Origin of the sequence: Alkaliphilus hydrothermalis (assembly GCF_016908555.1) — a bacterium.
Taxonomy (GTDB): domain Bacteria; phylum Bacillota; class Clostridia; order Peptostreptococcales; family Natronincolaceae; genus Alkaliphilus; species Alkaliphilus hydrothermalis.
The window spans coordinates 60,191-78,733 of the sequence record NZ_JAFBEE010000002.1 but is presented as its reverse complement, the minus strand read 5'-3'; the positions used below and the strand labels follow the sequence as shown (position 1 = coordinate 78,733).

General features: G+C 37.9%; 17 protein-coding genes. 2 read left to right on the top strand and 15 right to left on the bottom strand.

What is annotated here, in order from left to right; all coding sequences use genetic code 11:
* Positions 1-185: 185 nt before the first annotated feature.
* From JOC73_RS02130 to JOC73_RS02070, 13 genes are all read right to left on the bottom strand, one after another.
* On the bottom strand, positions 186-1,319 hold the full coding sequence (locus JOC73_RS02130; protein ID WP_204400205.1) for a hypothetical protein: 1,134 nt from the start codon (positions 1,317-1,319) through the stop codon (positions 186-188).
* Positions 1,320-1,425: 106 nt separating this feature from the next.
* Entirely contained in the window at positions 1,426-2,310 is an 885-nt protein-coding gene (locus JOC73_RS02125; RefSeq protein WP_204400204.1) for an SPL family radical SAM protein, read from the bottom strand.
* Positions 2,311-2,541: 231 nt separating this feature from the next.
* The gene (locus JOC73_RS02120; protein ID WP_204400203.1) at positions 2,542-2,967 is read right to left on the bottom strand and encodes a DinB family protein; all 426 of its coding nucleotides are present in this window, start codon (positions 2,965-2,967) and stop codon (positions 2,542-2,544) included.
* Between the two features lie 197 nt (positions 2,968-3,164).
* Positions 3,165-4,229, bottom strand: coding sequence for an ornithine racemase Orr (orr, locus tag JOC73_RS02115; protein WP_204400202.1), 1,065 nt, complete (start codon positions 4,227-4,229; stop codon positions 3,165-3,167).
* Positions 4,230-4,240: 11 nt separating this feature from the next.
* On the bottom strand, positions 4,241-5,599 hold the full coding sequence (locus JOC73_RS02110; RefSeq protein WP_204400201.1) for a GlmL-related ornithine degradation protein: 1,359 nt from the start codon (positions 5,597-5,599) through the stop codon (positions 4,241-4,243).
* Positions 5,589-7,799, bottom strand: coding sequence for a D-ornithine 4,5-aminomutase subunit OraE (gene oraE, locus JOC73_RS02105; protein ID WP_204400200.1), 2,211 nt, complete (start codon positions 7,797-7,799; stop codon positions 5,589-5,591). The genes JOC73_RS02110 and oraE overlap by 11 nt, the downstream gene beginning before the upstream one ends.
* The gene (locus JOC73_RS02100; RefSeq protein ID WP_204400199.1) at positions 7,799-8,164 is read right to left on the bottom strand and encodes an ornithine aminomutase subunit alpha; all 366 of its coding nucleotides are present in this window, start codon (positions 8,162-8,164) and stop codon (positions 7,799-7,801) included. Before JOC73_RS02100 ends, oraE begins: the two co-directional genes overlap by 1 nt.
* 87 nt (positions 8,165-8,251) lie before the next feature.
* On the bottom strand, positions 8,252-9,673 hold the full coding sequence (ortB, locus tag JOC73_RS02095; protein WP_204400198.1) for a 2-amino-4-oxopentanoate thiolase subunit OrtB: 1,422 nt from the start codon (positions 9,671-9,673) through the stop codon (positions 8,252-8,254).
* Complete coding sequence (gene ortA, locus JOC73_RS02090) at positions 9,666-9,974, bottom strand: 2-amino-4-oxopentanoate thiolase subunit OrtA (protein WP_204400197.1); 309 nt, start codon at positions 9,972-9,974, stop codon at positions 9,666-9,668. Before ortA ends, ortB begins: the two co-directional genes overlap by 8 nt.
* Positions 9,975-9,994: 20 nt before the next feature.
* Complete coding sequence (ord, locus tag JOC73_RS02085) at positions 9,995-11,041, bottom strand: 2,4-diaminopentanoate dehydrogenase (RefSeq protein ID WP_204400196.1); 1,047 nt, start codon at positions 11,039-11,041, stop codon at positions 9,995-9,997.
* A 418-nt stretch (positions 11,042-11,459) separates the two neighbouring features.
* Positions 11,460-12,866: a sigma-54 interaction domain-containing protein gene (locus JOC73_RS02080; protein WP_204400195.1), complete on the bottom strand. Its 1,407-nt coding sequence runs from the start codon at positions 12,864-12,866 to the stop codon at positions 11,460-11,462.
* 227 nt (positions 12,867-13,093) lie between these two features.
* Positions 13,094-13,963, bottom strand: a complete 870-nt coding sequence (locus JOC73_RS02075; RefSeq protein ID WP_243427832.1) for a copper amine oxidase N-terminal domain-containing protein — start codon at positions 13,961-13,963, stop codon at positions 13,094-13,096.
* Positions 13,964-14,195: 232 nt separating this feature from the next.
* Complete coding sequence (locus JOC73_RS02070; RefSeq protein ID WP_204400194.1) at positions 14,196-15,425, bottom strand: serine hydroxymethyltransferase; 1,230 nt, start codon at positions 15,423-15,425, stop codon at positions 14,196-14,198.
* A gap of 428 nt (positions 15,426-15,853) precedes the next feature.
* Between JOC73_RS02070 and JOC73_RS02065 the strand changes: the two genes are divergently transcribed.
* On the top strand, positions 15,854-16,645 hold the full coding sequence (locus tag JOC73_RS02065) for a threonine/serine exporter family protein (RefSeq protein WP_204400193.1): 792 nt from the start codon (positions 15,854-15,856) through the stop codon (positions 16,643-16,645).
* Complete coding sequence (locus tag JOC73_RS02060; protein WP_204400192.1) at positions 16,642-17,097, top strand: threonine/serine exporter family protein; 456 nt, start codon at positions 16,642-16,644, stop codon at positions 17,095-17,097. Before JOC73_RS02065 ends, JOC73_RS02060 begins: the two co-directional genes overlap by 4 nt.
* Positions 17,098-17,164: 67 nt before the next feature.
* Here the strand turns inward: JOC73_RS02060 and JOC73_RS02055 are convergent, their stop codons facing one another.
* Both JOC73_RS02055 and JOC73_RS02050 read right to left on the bottom strand, forming a co-directional pair.
* Entirely contained in the window at positions 17,165-17,608 is a 444-nt protein-coding gene (locus JOC73_RS02055) for a SoxR reducing system RseC family protein (protein WP_204400191.1), read from the bottom strand.
* 123 nt (positions 17,609-17,731) lie between these two features.
* A complete protein-coding gene (locus JOC73_RS02050) occupies positions 17,732-18,490 on the bottom strand; it encodes a tRNA threonylcarbamoyladenosine dehydratase (RefSeq protein WP_204400190.1) in 759 nt (252 codons plus the stop codon).
* Positions 18,491-18,543: the final 53 nt, after the last annotated feature.

Below are 18,543 nucleotides of genomic sequence, written 5' to 3'. Positions count from 1 at the left end.
TATAAGGATTTGCAATTTAAAAAACGACAATAAAAAACCCCAGTTCTAACGATTTTTCGCTAAAACTAGGGGTTATTTTTCTGCCATAAAATCATCTAAAGTCCTAACCTTCTCTCTAAACTTATACTGTTTCTTATTAATTGTTATCCCATTTATATTTGATTATTTTTTACATGTCCACGCTTCTAAATTACCATCATCCTATACCATAGGACCTTCTTCTTACCTTCTTTTTCTATGAATTTTATATCCTCAGCTAAGCCTTCTGGAACCATTAGTTGTATCTTCTTCCCTGATTTTTGATTGACTAGATCACCAATGATTTCGATATATAGATGCCGAAGGATTTCTTCATCAAAGAGGATATTGGGCTCCACCAATAGGGTATATTGAAATATCTCATCTTGACCTTGCTCCACTCCTTCTTCCACAAGGATCAATTCAATCTCCTTCTGCTGTACCTTAATCTTTAATTGTCTAATCTCTAGCTTTTGCTCCTTCTTTTGCCATTCAGCAAATAAAAAACCAAGGGGTAGCATCCGACCACTGGATAAATAGCCTTTTTCTATTACATCTGATAACTTGATTTTCTTTGTTTCCAGCTTGAATACTTCATATTGTTTTCTTTTATCAACAAGTTCATTGACTATCTTTTCGTCTTCTATCTTTTCATTGTCTACCAATTCAACTTTCCCCCTCAGTAGGGTGGCGGTATCAAATTTCTTGAAACCCACGCTCAATAAATCTTTTTCTTCAATATTTGTGGATACACTGGAAATATCGACACTGTAATATTTTTCTTTTTTAGCTACTGCATGGATAAACCCTGATATGTATTTAAAATTTTGTTGCCCTTGGTGGGATTTGGCTACATGAAGACTATATAAGAACATATAGCCCCCATAGGGTAATTCCTCTCTCTGGGGATTGAGGCCCATATAGCCAACGATTCCCCTTCGGTCTTGAATTAGATAAAAGAAGTCCTCATTAAACCAACCTTTTCTTTTATAGAATTCCACAATATCTTTAATTTCCTTTTGCAATTCATTACGATAGGTCTTGTATGAATAGATCAAGACCTTACTCTTTTGCTGTTGACTATTACCATTACCATCTCTACCCTTTACCTTATCAAGTAAAGCCTCCAGCTCCTTTATCACATATCCTTGGTAATCCTTTAATTTCTGATTTTGCAACCCTTCATTACCTTTAATTAACGATATTAAATAATCCTCCAGCTTCATAGACTTTGCCTCTGCCAACTGGTTGATTTTTTCAAACAACTGATTATTTAGTTCAATTTCAATCTTTTTTCCCATACTTACCCCTCCTTCCCTACATCATATTGAGAGAGGGAGGGTTTTAGTACTGACATTTGTAGTATATTTACTCTAACCCTTCTTATAACAAGTTCACGATGTTGATTTACAAAAACGACAACTGCTCCACCTCATATGGCCTATTCATCGCAGACACTATATCAGGCATCTTGTACAAAATCCCATTAGCTTTACATGATGACACAAAGACTTTTTTCAACTCGTTTACCCGTAATGATTTACATTCATAACTATTTCCATAGGTTTTGATATATTCCTCTTTAACCCCAGGAAATAACTTGTCTAGTTGTTGATAAAAATAGAGCTGTTGATTTTGTCGGAGGGTAACTCCCCAACAGGGTGCAACATACTTTACCCCAGCCTCAGCACTGGCTCTTACAATAGACTTGATATTCTCCTCTGTATCATTTATAAAGGGGAGAATAGGCCATAGGCGTACCCCTGTAAAAATTCCAGCTTCAGATAGGGTTTTTAAAGCCTTAAACCGTTCAGATGAGACACTGACCCGTTGCTCTACTTTCTTGCATAAATCATCATCAAAGGTGGTGATGGTCATATGGACTGCGGCAGGAGCATATTGACTTATCTGCTGTAGTAGTTCAATATCCCGTACTACTAAGTCTGATTTTGTAGTCAAGCTAGCTCCAAAACTATACTTCCCTAATAGTTTCAGACTTCCCTTTGTTAGCTGATATTTCTTCTCTAATGGGTTGTATGGATCGCTCATGGCTCCCGTTCCTACAACTCCTTTTTTTCGCTTTGACATCAGTTCTCTTTCCAGTATCTCTAGGGCATTTTCTTTTCCCCGAACCCGATCAAAGTCATCCACTTGATAGCACTGACTTCTTGAATCGCAGTAGATGCATCCGTGACTACAGCCCTTGTAGATATTTAAGTTATAATTAGTGCCGAACCAGCTCTTTCCATCGGACCACGCAGATAAAAGTTGCTTTGCTTCTATAAACTCCATATTTCACCCACCTTTGTATATGTAATTCAATCTCTTCATTTATTCAAGAGACTTTAACTATTCTGTTTCAAATAACTCCTCTAGATAAGTAAATGTATTGGCAAGATCTCCTGATTGTATCATAAGGTTGAAGCGAATAATGCCACTACAGTTAATGGTGCAATCATTGGGCTACTGGTTGGGATTAGATTAAACTACTTATATGTTATTTTTTCATTTCAAAACATACCATTAAACAGTATATCTTTGCTTCCAGCTTTTCGGAAAACTAAGTTTATTTCCATACACATAACGAATTAATTGACCATGATGTTGAATTTCATGTTCTAGCAAAGCTAATAAAAGGTCCACCTGTACCTCATTCAGTCGGTGGCTATTCAGATAATCCAAACTTTCACCACCAGTTTGATCAAGACATAGTAAAATTTCATCCTTTGATGACGTATCTTTAAGGGAACAATTAAAACCCACCCAACCTTCATTCATAATTGCCTTTAGATAACTTTCTCTAGCTCCAATGATGCACCAAAGTTGTTCACCAATGGTGTTTGAAGGCAGATCCTTCAGCTTTAATTTCAAAGCATCTGTAGGTAAATCCCTCACTAAGTCACGGGTAAGATTAAAAGCTTTATGTAAATGATTTTTTATACTTTCCATAAATTTTTCTCCTTTATACTCTAAACATTCTATAATTTATAAAAATGACAAAACTTTTGACAATATTATATCATTTATTGACCTTCTTGTCCTAATAGAAGTTTTTTAACAATACTACTTACTCATATTCATTATAATAAAATGGCAGACCCTATAGTCACCTACGAAGTCTGCCATTAACACCCAAAAAACTCTTTTTACTCCACAAAATTCTTATAAATATACCCACTAGTAGACAAGGCCAACAAGGAACCATAAGTCAAGTTAAAAGTAATCTCATCCCCTACTTTGTATTCCCTATGACAGTTGGTCACATCAAGGATCAAGTGATCACTACTACCACCTAAAATCTCGATTTCACTATCAACTGGGATTACTGTATGGGTACCGATATCCTGCTTACCCACTGCTAAAATAGCTCTTCTTTGCATTCCCTTATCAACAAACTCCGGAACATTACCAAAGGCATCTCTACCTATGTTTCCAATAGGTATGGAAGGCTTTTCTTTAATCTCGATCACCTCAGCCACCAATAGAAAGGCATCATCATAGGTATTTGGAATCCTCTCACCATAGGCAGTCTCATAACCCAACACAATAGATTCACCTAGTCTTAAATGGTTGATCCCCTTTGGTACACCATCCTTCTCAAGTAGGTAAATGCTACTGGAGTTTCCTCCACTGATGATCTCCAATGGGTATCCCAGTGCCATTTCAAAGCTCTTTGCCGTCTCCACTAGTTTACCTAGGTTTTCATCATTAGGAATGATTCCACCATAGCAGGTTAAGTTCGTTCCAATACCACAAACTTTGATATTTTTTAGTCCCTTGATTTCTTCTATTACAGAGCTTAGCTCCTGAGCATCGAAGATTCCTTCCCTTAAATCCCCTAAGTCCACCATTAAGATGACCTTATGGATTTTGCCAAGTTCTTCAGCAGCAATGTTTAGGGCTACAATCGTCTCTAGCTCTGAATTCAAGCTGATATCGGCGAATTCTACTGTTTCCTTTGCTCGACTAATCATAGGTAATCTAAGCAATATTTTTTCTAGTGGTAGATGTTTCACCTTCGCCAAATTCTCCGTACGGGAATCAGCTATATATTTCACTCCACCAGCAACAATGGCTTCGGTAACTTCTGGTATCCCACAAAAGACTTTCGTCACGGCAGCTACGTCAATTCCTGCCTTTTTGCATTGTTCCACCAGTACCTCAGTATTGTGCTTTAGCTTATCTAGATAGATATTCATTTTTGGATTCATTTTCAACACTCCTATTTCATCCCAAGACTTTCCTTCATTAAAGCCACCGCTGCCTCAGGATATCTTTTTGCCAGAACCCCTAGAGAAGCCATGATATAATTGCTGTCTGTTAAAATAGTAGCCTCCATTGTTGGATAAAGAACATTTTGGCGACTATTAGTTAAAATACGCTTCAAAATTTCTTTTCCTTCTGGGAGTCTAGTTAAAGCTCCACCTGTTCCAATGATGTATTTCACATTGGAAAGGTCTTTACCCTCCGCTACAGTTTGTTTTCCCCCTGGTCCATAAAGATGTCGGATTTTCCCTGCGTGTCTTTCAAGGGCATTAAATACCGCCTCTTGGGTCAACCTTTCAACAAACTTTATTTGGTCTGACGTTTTTGGAATCGCTCGATATTCCTCCATCATTTGATCAATATTCAAGGATAACTCTGCTTGTAGTTTCTCCTTGCCTATTCGTTCAATGATGTTCCCCATGTTGACAAATACGCCAAGATCCCCCTCAACAGTTCTCTTTGCCGTAGGTTCTGGACTTAAAAGAATCCGATTGATTTCCTCACTACCCTCCGTCACCGAGTGAAGGTCTGTCGTAGCTCCTCCAACATCAAAAGTGATCAAGTCCCCAATCTCTGCCTTCAGTACTTTTGATGCCTCCATTACTGCCCCTGGCGTTGGGATAATTGGCCCGTTGATCATATCCCTCACCTGTTGCATTCCTGGTGCATGGATAATGTGCTCCTCAAAAACATCTTGAATAACCCTTCGAGTAGGTTCAATATTCAATTGATCTATCTTAGGATAGACGTTTTCCACAAGATAAAGCTTGCTATCTGTTTCACTGAAAATCTCCTTGATTTCCTCTTGATTTTCAATATTTCCTGCATAGATGATGGGGACATTTAAGCCTAATTCTGCAATTTTCTCTGCATTGTAGATGGCAGTATCCCGCTCCCCATAGTCAACCCCCCCAGCAATTAAAATGATATTGGGGTTTACTTCTTTGATTTTCTTTATATCTGTTCTTTTTAATTTTCCAGCAGTTACTTGATGAATGATTGCTCCTGCTCCTAGGGCCGCCTCTTTGGCTGCTCTTACGGTCATATCATAGACTAGACCATGAACAGTCATTTTCAGTCCCCCAGCAGCACTACTGGTGGCAAGCATTTCATCGTATTCCAGTGTATCCAAACCAAGGTTTTTTCTTAGGTCTTCTACTGCTCCCCTCAAACCAATGTTTACATCCCCCTCTAAAACAGTGGTGGGGGATTGCCCCTGTCCGATGAATTTGGGACAAGGGCTATGGATTTCATTAAAGGCATTGACAACAGTTGTTGTACTGCCTATTTCCGCCACTAGAACATTAATTTTCATTTTGCATTTCACTTCTTCTCTTAACCAAGAAAGTAGCTACGTGGATTCCCTTCGTTCCTCTACCAAATCCAGCGTCTACTCCCTGCTGAACAGCGATTTCTGGAGTTACTTGAGTACCTCCACAAGCGATCATCAACTTGTCACGAACACCCTTTTCGATACAAAGTTCATGAATCTTCTTCATGTTTTTGTAGTGGATATCATCATGGCTGATGATTGTAGAAGCTAAGATTGCATCTGCATTTAACTCAATGGCAGCATCTACTAATTTTTCTAATTGGACTGAAGTTCCAAGATAGTGACACTCGATTCCGTACTTCTCGATCCCACCATGCTTGATGTCGATGATTTCCCTTAGACCTACAGAGTGCTCATCTTCCCCCACAGTACCAGCAACAATCTTCATTGGTTGCTTTTCGATTTCTGCTCTTACTTCGTCTTCTGTCATTACTTCTGGCTCTGGAGGAATCACTAGAGCAGCTGTATCGATAGTAAAGGCAACTCTACCCTTTAACTCAATTCTAGTACCTTCCGATGGATGCATGATTTCCTTGTGGATTACTTCCACATCCTCTAAGCCCATTTTCTTCCCTAATTCAATTGCTGCGAACTCAGCAACCCTTTTAGAAGCTGGTAAGAATAGGTTAAGCATGACATAACCGTCTCCCATCCACTCAACCTCTGGCTTCATTAGAGAAGTTTCTCTCAGTTCTTTAGTTTCTTCCATTCTTACATTTACGTTATCAGTTTCATCTAACTCATCAATGTAGATGATTTTTTCTGGATTTTCTAAAGTTGAACCACCGATTAATTTAGCAGGTTCATTTACTGCTGATTCATCATATTGAGCAACGTTGTTGTATCCAAAGTGGGCTGTAACAGGAGCCATGTAATCTTCATCTCTTTCGAATACAGTTCCTACTCCGATCCCTTGGTCCATCTTTCTTGCGATTCCGTCACCATTTCTTTCTGGGTAGTATCCAGAGTCTACGAAGAATCCTTCTTCAACAGCATTAAAGTATCCGCCAACCTCAAGAACTTCCTCCATGAACAATACTGCTCTTTCCTTTAATTCACGGGCCTTATCTCTTAAAGCACCTTCATCCTTTAACTGAATCATTTCCATTAAGCTATCCATACCCACAAGGGCTTGCTTAGCAGTATCAATGGCTTCCATGTTGTAGATATGCCATGGCACGTTTCTTCCCTCATCAGGAGTGATGGTGGATTGAATGTCTGCTCTTGTTAATTTTGAAATTAATAGATTTAATACGTGGGTAACAGTCGCTTCTCTAGTAGAGGACTCCATATACTTTGTATTCATTTGAGCTCTCATTCTGTACTCTTTAAATACATCTCTTAATGCAACTGCATAAGGTAAGTCTAAAGCCATACAAGGAGCTGGTGGTGCTGTTGGAGGTACTGTAGAAAGACAGATATTTTCCTTCTTCATTCCAACTTTAACAGAATAAGTAGAGTTTAGGGCATGTTGTACCATTAATTCTGGCATTACCTTCCAAGCTTCTCTAGCTGTAGCATTGGCATTGTGGGCTCCGTCGATTTGTGCAATGTCTGCCCAAACCATCGCCTTTTTAGCCTCAGCCGCATCTACGAAGGAACGGATCATGTTGATATTTCTGTATAATACGTTGTACTGAGGGTCTTGATGGGCTCCATTTACCCCTTCCTCAGCAAACATAACTGCGATTTCTGGACCTGCAACTCCAGAGATATATGAATGGTAATTGATTGGTCTTCCTACTTCTTCTTCGATTAAGTCTAAAGCTTTTCTTTGAGCTCTAACTTGCTTTCTTGTAATTGGAATACCACCAATACCTTGAGGAGTACCTTCGATTAATCCGTCGAAGTGACTTTGTCCTGCTGTACGGATAACCATGATGTGGTCAGCTCCGTGCCAAGCAGCCATTCTCATTCTACGGATATCGTCTTCAAATCTTCCAGAAGCAACCTCTGTTGTGATAACAGATGCTGGCTGTGGGTCGATATCATTAAAATATTTTGCCGATGGTAGTGGAACACTATTCTTTAATGGAGTTGAGCAATCATTGAAGGTGAAGGGCCCTATTTGTTGGTTTTCTTCCTTCTTTCTCCAAGTCCAACCTCTTCTCTTTGGCGTATAGTTTTCTAAGCCTTCAAGTAGATTTTTAATGTCTAATTTCTCATTTGGTTTTAATTCCATTACTTAGCACCCCCTTGAAAAGTCTCCATTGCTTCGTCCCAAAGGTTTCCTTCTGCCAGTTGAAGACCAGCTTCACGGGTGGTCATTCCTTTTTTGATCGCTAATTTATATACAACATTGCCTGCACCTTTACCCATTAATCCCCTGTCCATCACGCCCTCAACGATGGCTCTAGCCTCCATACTAGAGAATCCCATACGTAGTAATACTGAACGCTCGATGGATGGTGAAGTATGCTTCTTTGCCATGTCCACCATAGGCTCTACGATTTGCTCAGCCAATTGCCAAAACTTTGCTTCCAATTGCTCATCTGTTAAATCTTTGAGATGTTGTCTTCTCTCTTGAAAATCATCTGCTCTTTTCATTTGGCACCCCCATGTGATTATTCATTATTCATTATTCATTATTCATTATTCATTACTTCCTCTGTTTCTTCATTCTTAATTGTGGTTTTAGCTAATTCTTACCTTTAACTCCTCTAGGACATTTAATACAAAGTCCTTTGGCGCATTACAATCCTTCATTAAGAACGCCAGATCTTCTTCTGACAATTCTTCAAGTTGATTTTGGTTGACACAATTTTTAATATATGAAGCCTTCAGCTTATTCACATCAATGTCCCTGGCTCTTAACAAGGACGGATGGGAAGGTAGAATGATGTTCTCTCCTTGAATTTCATCCTCAGGATTTCCGAACTTCAATTCGATACCATTTTCCTTAGCAAAGGATAATTGAGGTTGAATGTGCTTTCCTGCACCTGTGTATTCTGTTTCCTGTACGACGATAATTTGATCTTGCTCCATTTCTTGGGCTATGTAGAAGGCAGCCGCTAGGGAGGTATTACCAGCAGGACCTCTTTCAAGTCCCTCCAACTGTGCTAGGGCTTCTGTCATATAAAACACTTCCCCTTGATTTACCAATACATAGCGGTCTATGTATCTTAATGGTCTTGCAGCTGAACGAGGAACGTCTGAACGATCTGGCCAAGTTGAAAATGGAATACCAAAGCCTGTATGCCCTGTAGTGAAGGACTTTTTATTAAAATCAACATCACTGGCCATATGTAGTCCCTTAAGGTTTACACTTGCTCCAACAATCTTCACTTCATTTGCTCCAGCCTTGATTAATCCTCTAGCCGTCCCCGTTAGGTTACCCCCACCTGCGTTGGTACATACCACTACATCAGGGTCTTTGCCTACTCTTTCCCTAAACTGCATCGCTAATTCATAGCCTAGGGTTTCTACCCCTGCAATGCCAAAGGGAGTATATAGGGAAGCATTGAAGTAGCCGGTTTCTTCTAATGTCTTTAAAAAGGTATAGAACAGCTCTGGACCTACAGTTAATTGAACAACCTCGGCTCCGTAGGCTTCACATTTTCTTGCCTTTTCAATGATTTCTGGTTGACCTTTATGGGTACTATCATAACATTCTTGAATGATGATACACTTTAACCCATGCATAGCTGCTTGACTGGCAACCGCTGCACCATAGTTTCCACTGGTGGCAGCAATGACACCCTTGTAGCCTAATTTTTTTGCATGATATACAGCATTGGCAGCTCTTCTAGCCTTGAAGCTTCCAGAGGGATTTGAGGCTTCGTCTTTAACAAAAATTCTTGCTCCCTTGCCTTCTGGTGCTATTTTTCTAGCTAAAGCAGTCAGGTTTTTTAGCTCCAGTAGGGGGGTATTCCCTACTCCTGACTCCCCTTGAATCACTTGCATTTCTTGAAGAGAATAACCAGTCTCCCTCATCATTCTTTCATAATCAAATGCAATCTTGCCATATTCAAAGACACTATAATCAATGCCTACTGCCTGCTTCATGATTTCCCCACGACGGGCCATCAATGCTTCATAAGTCATTTCTTTAGTCATGGTTCTCACCTGCCCATAGGACTTTCTTTAATTGAAGCCCGATTTCTAGTATCTCTGGAACAAACTTTCCAAAGTCATGATCATAGTGGGGGTTAGCTTCTAATAGGGTCCCCGCCACTCTTCTACCAGTGATGGTTTCTATTTCCACTCTTTCACCGATGTTTCCATCCTCCAATAGAAATCCCTTTACCCACATTTCCAAAGGTACCTTTTTAGTATCCTCTGGCAGATTCGGAGATCGGTCTTGGGGACTCAATACAATATCGTGTATCCTTACCCATGAACCCTTTTCTATTTGCATTTTAATAACCTACCTTTTTATTATTTCTCTATTAAATCCCTCATGTCCCCCATAATTGCTCTTGGTACTGGTAAATCTAACATAGTCTTTAATCCTGCTTTAGCATTGATTACATGAGGAATCATGTTTACACACATTGCTATCGTACCAAGTCCACCTTCTACCTCAGGCGAAATGGACATATTTACCTCTGGAGTTCCTTTTATATTGATATAATCTCCTGTAAATGTTCCTTCCATTTCTGGCTCGATTTGTTGTGGGTGAATCATATCAATCTTAACTTCACCGTCAACATATCCCTGCCCTGTCATATTTACACCAGCAACATCTCCAGCAGCAGCAAATCCATGGGGTGACTTTCGATCTACAGTAGTAACGATAGGCTTCATTTGTTGTTCAAACTTATCTACCCTCCATCCAATAGCATCTGCGATCATTTGTATAGACTCAGCAAATCCAACATGACCTGCCATTGTGCCTTCTTCACAACGTCTATTAAACTCATCTACTTTCATTCCAACACCTTGTTCTTCCATAACTGTGTGTCCGAATGGTGATAAGCTATTAACTCTTTTTGCTTGAATATGCTCTACATCAGTCATACAACCTGTTAAACAAACAACCAGTAGATCCATGATTAATCCAGGATTAATGCCTGTACCTAAAATTGTTACCCCATTCTCTTTTGCTATTCTATCAAGTTCTGCTGCTAATTCAGGATTTTGGGCCTGTGGATAAGCCATTTCTTCAGCAGTTGAAACAACATTAACTTTTTGCTCTAAACAGTATTTTAGTCTTGGAAAAGCTGCCTTTGTAAATGAATCTGTTGCAGTTAAACAAACATCACAACTTCCTTCTGTTAATACTTCTTCAATATTTGAATTGATTATTACGGGCTTTCTATCTCCACGTTCTACTCCTAATACCTCATACATATCTTTTCCAACTCTTGTTTCATGTCTGTCACATACTCCTACGATTTCTACACCCTTTTTTTGAAGTAGCATCTTTGCCATACCACTTCCCATAGCACCAAAGCCCCAAATGACTACTCTAATGTTTTCCATATAAAACCCCTCCGTTTATAGTATGATTTTTCACACTATTCTTTATTGCAAAAACCTTGCCAAACGTCTTAAAGAATATTTTTTATTTCGGCTATTTGATTTATTCATTGAATATTCTATTTTATTTGATTTTTACTCACTTCTTGTGGGGACTACATTGTGACCATAGTCGCCTTTATTAGGAAACATAATTCAATCCTTTATGAAATAAAAACGTATAGTTATTCAATATTTTGATTAATTATTATTTTTATGGTTAACGACGATATTACCCTGAGTTTTTAACACCTTAGTTTTCCAACTTAAAAATGCCAATATCTTTGCATTAGAGCAAATATATTGGCATTTTATGTTTTTCTTTCGACTTCAAAGCCCTTTACTTAATGACAATAAGAAGTATAAGCCATGGCCCGTACCTTTAATTGATGTTTAATTTTTTCAACTTATGCTGTAATGTCTGTCTTTTTAAACTTAATTCTTCTGCGGCTCTTGAGATATTCCCATTATGTTTCTCCATCGTTCTAGTAATATACTCTTTTTCAATCTCTTCCAAGACTTCCTTCAACCCTGTTTTCTCTTGAATTAAGTGACTCACAAGGGATTCACAATGCTTTCTTTCATTTCTTAGCAGGTATTCCGGAAAATGCTCATCCTTTAATATATGTTCATCCTGTATCATATTCATTGCCCCTTCAATGACATTTTCTAACTCCCTCACATTGCCTGGCCAGTGATAGTGCATGAAATGCTCCCTCATTTCAGAAGAAATCATCCATACTTCTTTGCCTAGCTTTCCGTTGAAGTAATTAATAAAATGTTCCGTTAAGGGTAAAATATCTTCTTTTCTATCCCTTAGACTTGGGACGGTGATATTAACTACACTTAGACGATAATACAAATCCTTTCTTATTTTGGCGTTTTCAATAGCCTCCATAGGATCTTCGTTTGTGGTGGCAATGATTCTAACATCCACAGGAATATCCTTCAAGCCCCCAATCCTTCTCACATATCCTTCCTGCAATACCCGTAGTAGCTTTGCCTGTAATTGCATTCCCATAGAGTTAATTTCATCCAACAAAAGAGTCCCTTGGTTAGCTTGTTCAAAGAGCCCTGGTCGGTCGATCGCCCCTGTAAAGCTTCCCTTTGTGGTTCCAAACAAGATTCCCTCCAATAGGCTCTCAGGGAGGGCTGCGCAATTTTGAGCAATAAAGGGCTTATCCTTCCTTTGACTGTGATAGTGAATACTTTGGGCAAATAACTCCTTGCCAGTACCTGTTTCTCCAAAGAGAAGCACACTAGATGAGGTTGCCGCAGCTTTTCTAGCAGTGTTTATAGCTTTAACAAAAGTATCTCCCTTTCCCTTTAAGGAGTCAAATGTATAGTTCCTCTTTTCTTTTTTATCGGAGACCACAGGAGTATTTAACTGTTGTTGAAGTCTAACAATCTCCTCCGATAAGTTCTTAATTTTTGTAATATTCTTTGCTATCTCCAATGCCCCAATTTTTTTATCACGAAAATATAGGGGGATTGTGGTATTAATAGTTGTAATTTTATTTCCCTTGTTATTCAAATATGTTTGACTCTGATTGACGATGGCCTCTTGGGTATCCAGTACCTTTAGTAAAGTACTGGTGTCGTGGTTTAGACTGGGAAAGACATCTAATAGGGTTTTTCCCATTACATCCTCTATTTCCATTCCCTCCAGCTCTGCCATACTATTGTTATATAGGATTGTGTGGCCCTCGTTATCCACTACATGTATACCTTCATCTATGGACTGCAAAATTTTTTGCAGTATGATTGTTAACATTTTTTTAGATGTCATAAGATTTTCCTCCAACATTAGTTCCATTAGTTTAAGTATAACAGTTTTTATGGGTGGGTTAAAGACGAGTTAATATAATCAATGATTCAACACAAAAACTATTTTAAAATAAAAAGGCATGACCCTTAAAATTAGGTTTCATGCCATAAAATATATCTTTAATAACTTACAACAACCCTAAGATTTTATCTACTGAATCAAGATTTGTAATATTAGCCTATTGTTAATTACTGTTTTTTGAAAGCTTCTCTTTCTTTATTAAAGAAATCTATAGCGTTTTCCCAGTCAGTTTCCATTCTGCCTAAGAATAAATCTATTTCTCCTTTTAGCTTTTCTACTTGAGTATTATTTCCTTCATTAAATGCTTTAACCAGATTTTCAGTTTTATCCAATACCAATCCATAATTAAATAAAACACTGGTCATAAAAAATTTAGATTGAGTGAAAGAATTAGTCCCACCTGTTCCATCAAATTCGTCATAAACTATCTTATGCTTTTGATTTAACTCTTGAATTGTACTAAGAATATCAATCCCCTCTTCGAGTGTAAGCAATGCGGCTCCATATGTTTTAATACTTTCTTCTAAAAGAGTGTCAACTAATATAAATTGTGTTATGTATTCTTCAGCAGTTGCTTTAGCCAGCTCTGGTGTCATCACCTGTGCTGTAATTGCTACAGTCTTCTTAGTTCCATCCCAATTCACCACTGCCCCTAAACTCTCAGCAACGAATCTCACTGGTACAAGGGTTCTTCCATTAACAATTTGAGCTGGAACATCCAATACTACTCTTTTGTTGCCTACATTTGCAGATGTACTACCAATCATCAGTGTTATCATTGTGTTACCCTTAATGCCTGTTATTGATTGAGTTTTAGAATCCCACTGTACAGTAGCTCCTAACCCCTCAAATATTGCTCTTAAAGGAACCAAAATTCTGCCATTCTCAGTGATTGGTGGCTGATCCATTATAAGTAGATCTCCATTGATGGTAACTTTAATATCTTCAGCAGCGTATGTTTCCATTTTAGGTGCAATGGCAAAAAACATCATTCCTATTAATAAAACACATAGTAACCTTCTATACTGTCTTTTCATCCCTTCATTCCTCCTCAAATATACTACCTAGAAAATATATTAGATAATTTCTAAAAATATACAATTAAATTAGTTCGACATTAGAATTGATTTTCCCTCTAAAAAACATAAATTATTCATAAAATTTCCAAAGTTTGTTAATTATACAAATTTATTATGCATCAAATCATCCAATAAGAAAACCCAGCTCCCATAATTAATAGCATTATGGGGATGCACTGGGCCTTATAGATTAATATAACTTATATTTTTGGCAAAGTTGACTCACTTTTTCACTGGCTTCATTGATTTTATTTGGGTTATCAATGATTATTCCCATTATTTCGGCTATAGTAGCCATATCTTCTTCCTTCATTCCTCTAGTTGTCACTGCTGGCGTTCCTATTCTAATACCACTGGTTACAAATGGACTTTCAGGATCAAATGGAATGGTATTCTTATTTACTGTGATACCGACTTCATCCAATAATTTTTCTGCATCTTTACCAGTAATGTTTTTATTTCTTAAGTCTAACAACAATAGATGATTGTCAGTTCCACCAGAAACAAGGTTGAAACCCCTCTTAGTTAGTTCTTCACCTAATCTCTTAGCATTCTTTATAATCTGTTGCTGATATCCTTTAAACTCAGGAGAAAGCGCTTCTTTAAAGGCTACAGCCTTCGCTGCAATGACATGCATTAGCGGTCCACCTTGGATTCCTGGAAAAATGGCTTTATCAATTTGTTTTGCAAACTTTTCTTTACATAGTATTGCTCCACCCCTTGGTCCCCTTAATGTTTTATGGGTTGTGGTAGTTACAAAGTCGGCATATTCACAAGGATTAGGATGTAAACCTGCTGCGACTAACCCTGCAATATGGGCCATATCAACCATTAAGTAAGCTCCTACTTCATCTGCAATTTCTCTAAATTTTTTAAAGTCTATACTACGAGGATAGGCACTGGCACCAGCAACGATAAGCTTTGGCTTCACCTCATGGGCGATTCTTTTAACCTCATCATAATCAATTTGCTGAGTGTCTGGGTCTACACCATATTCTGAGAAGTTATAATATGTTCCTGATAGGTTTACTGGACTTCCGTGGGTCAAATGACCCCCGTGGGATAAATTCATTCCTAGAACAGTATCTCCTGGCTCCAATATAGCAAAATATACACCTAAATTAGCATTGGAACCCGAATGGGGTTGTACGTTGGCATGCTCAGCATTAAATAATTTCTTTAATCTGTCCCTAGCAATATTTTCTGCCACATCTACTTCTTCACAGCCACCATAATACCTTTTTTCAGGATATCCTTCAGCATATTTATTAGTCAATTGACTACCCATTGCCTCCATTACTGCCACAGAGACAAAGTTTTCTGATGCAATCAATTCGATATTTCTCCTTTGTCTTGCCGTCTCCTTTTCAATTACTGAATAAATCTCTGGGTCCGCTTTTTTTAATTGTTCAAAGTTCATTGGTCTTTTCTCCCTTCACCTCGTCCAAATTCTTAACAATTTAATTATAGATTTTTAAAAATAGTTTTACAAGTTCTAACCACAACAAATATGAAATTATTACAATGTTTTCATATCTTCTTCCCTTGCTTTGTTTTTACCCAACTTTAGTATCCCTAAAAGCTATTTTTTTATAATACAAAATTATGTAATATAAATATTGGCAGAAGAAGCCATACTCTTGATTTGATTGAATTAGTATACTTTATTAAGATTTCCAAAGGGGGTTTTATGTTAAATTTGGCAATAATCTAGGATATCTACAATGTATATATCCAGATTGCTACTATATAAGTAAATTTTACTAACTTATTTTTACTAGCCCTTATATTCATTGAAAACATTTGATATAGTATTAAGGAGACATATATTCAGGAGGTGGTGGTGCAATGAATGAAGTGAATCAAAAAAAGCTCTTAGTAATGGCACTTTTTGCAGGGGAGATCATGTTAAAAAATGGCGCTGAAACCTATCGGGTTGAAGATACGATTATCAGAATCTGCAAATCAAGAAATTTTCCTTTTGTTGAAGCTTATGTTACTCCTACTGGTATTTTTATCTCTGTAGATCAAGAAGGAGAAGATATCAACGAAATGATAACTTACGTAAAAAGAATACAAGGTAGAAGTATTAATCTCAATAAAGTAGCAGAGGTCAATGCTTTTTCCAGAAGATTTGTTGAGGGAGATTTGTCTGTAGAAGAGGGAATGACTCAGTTAAAAGATATAGATCAGCTGGCTCCCTATTCCTTGTTAATGCAGGCCCTCTTTGGAGGAATTGCCAGTGCCTTCGCCACCCTACTGTTTGGGGGAAATTATTTAGATTTTTCAGCGGCCCTTTTGACTAGTATTATCTTAACCTTTTCAATTAAAAGGATTGCAAGTAATGGCTTCAATCTATTTTTAACCAATATGACAGGAGGATTTATAGCTGCTTTTTTATCTATTCTTTTTTCCTATGCCCACCCTAACATTCATGTTGATACCGTCATCATTGGTGCCATCATGGTAATGGTACCTGGAGTTGCCATTACCAATGCTGTTCGGGATTCTATTTCTGGTGATTTGGTTTCAGGTTTAGCTAGAGGAGCTGAGGCTCTATTAATTGCCACCTCCATAGCCTTTGGTGTAGGATTTGTTTTGAAAACCTGGATTTACATAACGGGGGGGAGATTATATTGATTTATCTATTGAAGCATTTAGGCTATGCATTTATCAGTACCATAGGATTTGCATTCATTTTTAATACCCCCAAGGCTGCCCTCCTAAGATCAGGCCTTGCAGGTGCTTTTGGTTGGGCTGTTTACATAGTCGTTAATCAAGTCTCAGGTTCGGTGGTTTTATCTACTTTTATGGGTTCTTTGTGTATTGGGCTTGTGGGGGAAGTGTTTGCAATCCTTAATAAAAATCCAATCACTGTTTATATCATCCCAGGTATTGTTCCCCTCGTGCCGGGTTTTGGCTTGTACAATACAATGTTGTCCCTCTTGGAAAACGACTATGACGGAGCTTTATTGCATGGGAGCCAGTCTGTAATGATTGCCATAGCCATCGCTGGTGCCCTTACCATTGCCCTTTCTGTCAATTCCTATAGAAAACGGGTTTTCAGAAGAAGATCCAGACTCAAAATTTAGTATTGACCACGTAAAAAAAAATCCCAGCAAGCCTCCGAATCAATTCGAAGTATTGCTGGGATTTATATTAATGACACATTTTTTCAACATCTACAATTTCTATGATTTGAGAAAGGAATCTTTTATTGCTCTTTAGATTCTTCTCTTTCATTCTTAGTCTTAAAAAAGCCATCGCCATAGTGGCAAAACCAAATAGTGCTGCATAGATATCTATAAATTTCTCCACTCCAAGTGCTGAGAAAATCGAGTTACCAATAAAAATTCCTGCTAATAGAGCAAACAAAGGTACTACATATGCCATAAAAGCCGCTGCTAAAACATCTTGATCCTCCATGTCTACAGTTACCCATTGACCCACTTTTGCTTTAACGCCATTTACGGCGTTAATTTCTACTTTAGCATCCTCCTGTCCCATCTTACAAGCTGAACAATTTCCGCAGCTGGAATGTCTTTCAATAGAAACCCTTGCAGTGTTCCCTTCTGTGGATATTACAACACCCATTTGCTTCATTTTTCATCCTCCCTTCAAACATATTGTATCATAAATGCTATCATATATAGTTATCATTAAACTTTCTATTTAATACCATTTCAATCCTATCATTCCCAAATTGCTTTTTGCAAATTAAGCTCTTTAATATTTATTACCCAATAAATCCCTCACTACAACAGAGGCAATAATTAAACCTACAGTCGATGGTACAAATGCAATACTTCCAGGTATCTGGTGCTTCACTGTACAGGTTCTTGCCTTATTAGTACAAATACAATCGGTTTTACAATCACTATTTATTGTTAATGGGGTAATTGGCTCCTCTTTTGAGTAGACCACCTTCACTCCCTTAATTCCCCGTTTTCTTAACTCTTTTCGCATTACCTTTGCCAATGGACAAATAGAAGTTTTAGAGATATCCGTTACCTCAAAACGGGTAGGATTTAATTTATTCCCAGCCCCCATGCTACTAATAATAGGGAGACCCATTTTTTTGCATCTCTCAATAAGATCTAATTTAGCCGAAACCATATCAATGGCATCCACTACATAATCATAATCTGTAGCTAATAATCTTTCGGCACTTTCACTATTATAAAGTTCTTGGTAGGTAATTACCTCTGCCTTTGGATTGATATCTAGAATACGACCCTTCATGGTTTCTACCTTAGATTTCCCTACCGTACTACGGGTAGCGTGAAGCTGTCTATTAATATTAGTTAAGCAAATATCATCATCATCCACCAATACAAACTTACCAATTCCTGTCCTTGCTAAAGCTTCGACAGTAAATGTTCCTACCCCACCAATACCAAATATGGCCACCTTACTGTCTTTTAGTTTGTTTAATCCTTCTGTTCCTATAAGTAACTCTGTCCTTGAAAAAGAATGTAGTGCCATTCTGATCCTCCTTTTTTTCTACGCTGAACTTAATAGTATCTAAAATATATCAT

What these genes read in the sequence shown, in the direction of transcription:
- orr (WP_204400202.1), bottom strand. Translation starts at nt 4,229, where the DNA reads ATGAATCCAAAAATGAATATCTATCTAGATAAGCTAAAGCACAATACT.
- JOC73_RS02050 (WP_204400190.1), bottom strand. Translation starts at nt 18,490, where the DNA reads ATGGCACTACATTCTTTTTCAAGGACAGAGTTACTTATAGGAACAGAA.
- JOC73_RS02130 (WP_204400205.1), bottom strand. Translation starts at nt 1,319, where the DNA reads ATGGGAAAAAAGATTGAAATTGAACTAAATAATCAGTTGTTTGAAAAA.
- JOC73_RS02120 (WP_204400203.1), bottom strand. Translation starts at nt 2,967, where the DNA reads ATGGAAAGTATAAAAAATCATTTACATAAAGCTTTTAATCTTACCCGT.
- oraE (WP_204400200.1), bottom strand. Translation starts at nt 7,799, where the DNA reads ATGGAATTAAAACCAAATGAGAAATTAGACATTAAAAATCTACTTGAA.
- JOC73_RS02100 (WP_204400199.1), bottom strand. Translation starts at nt 8,164, where the DNA reads ATGAAAAGAGCAGATGATTTTCAAGAGAGAAGACAACATCTCAAAGAT.
- JOC73_RS02075 (WP_243427832.1), bottom strand. Translation starts at nt 13,963, where the DNA reads ATGAAAAGACAGTATAGAAGGTTACTATGTGTTTTATTAATAGGAATG.
- ortB (WP_204400198.1), bottom strand. Translation starts at nt 9,673, where the DNA reads ATGACTAAAGAAATGACTTATGAAGCATTGATGGCCCGTCGTGGGGAA.
- JOC73_RS02055 (WP_204400191.1), bottom strand. Translation starts at nt 17,608, where the DNA reads ATGAAGCAAATGGGTGTTGTAATATCCACAGAAGGGAACACTGCAAGG.
- ortA (WP_204400197.1), bottom strand. Translation starts at nt 9,974, where the DNA reads ATGCAAATAGAAAAGGGTTCATGGGTAAGGATACACGATATTGTATTG.
- JOC73_RS02070 (WP_204400194.1), bottom strand. Translation starts at nt 15,425, where the DNA reads ATGAACTTTGAACAATTAAAAAAAGCGGACCCAGAGATTTATTCAGTA.
- JOC73_RS02080 (WP_204400195.1), bottom strand. Translation starts at nt 12,866, where the DNA reads ATGACATCTAAAAAAATGTTAACAATCATACTGCAAAAAATTTTGCAG.
- ord (WP_204400196.1), bottom strand. Translation starts at nt 11,041, where the DNA reads ATGGAAAACATTAGAGTAGTCATTTGGGGCTTTGGTGCTATGGGAAGT.
- JOC73_RS02125 (WP_204400204.1), bottom strand. Translation starts at nt 2,310, where the DNA reads ATGGAGTTTATAGAAGCAAAGCAACTTTTATCTGCGTGGTCCGATGGA.
- JOC73_RS02110 (WP_204400201.1), bottom strand. Translation starts at nt 5,599, where the DNA reads ATGAAAATTAATGTTCTAGTGGCGGAAATAGGCAGTACAACAACTGTT.
- JOC73_RS02065 (WP_204400193.1), top strand. Translation starts at nt 15,854, where the DNA reads ATGAATGAAGTGAATCAAAAAAAGCTCTTAGTAATGGCACTTTTTGCA.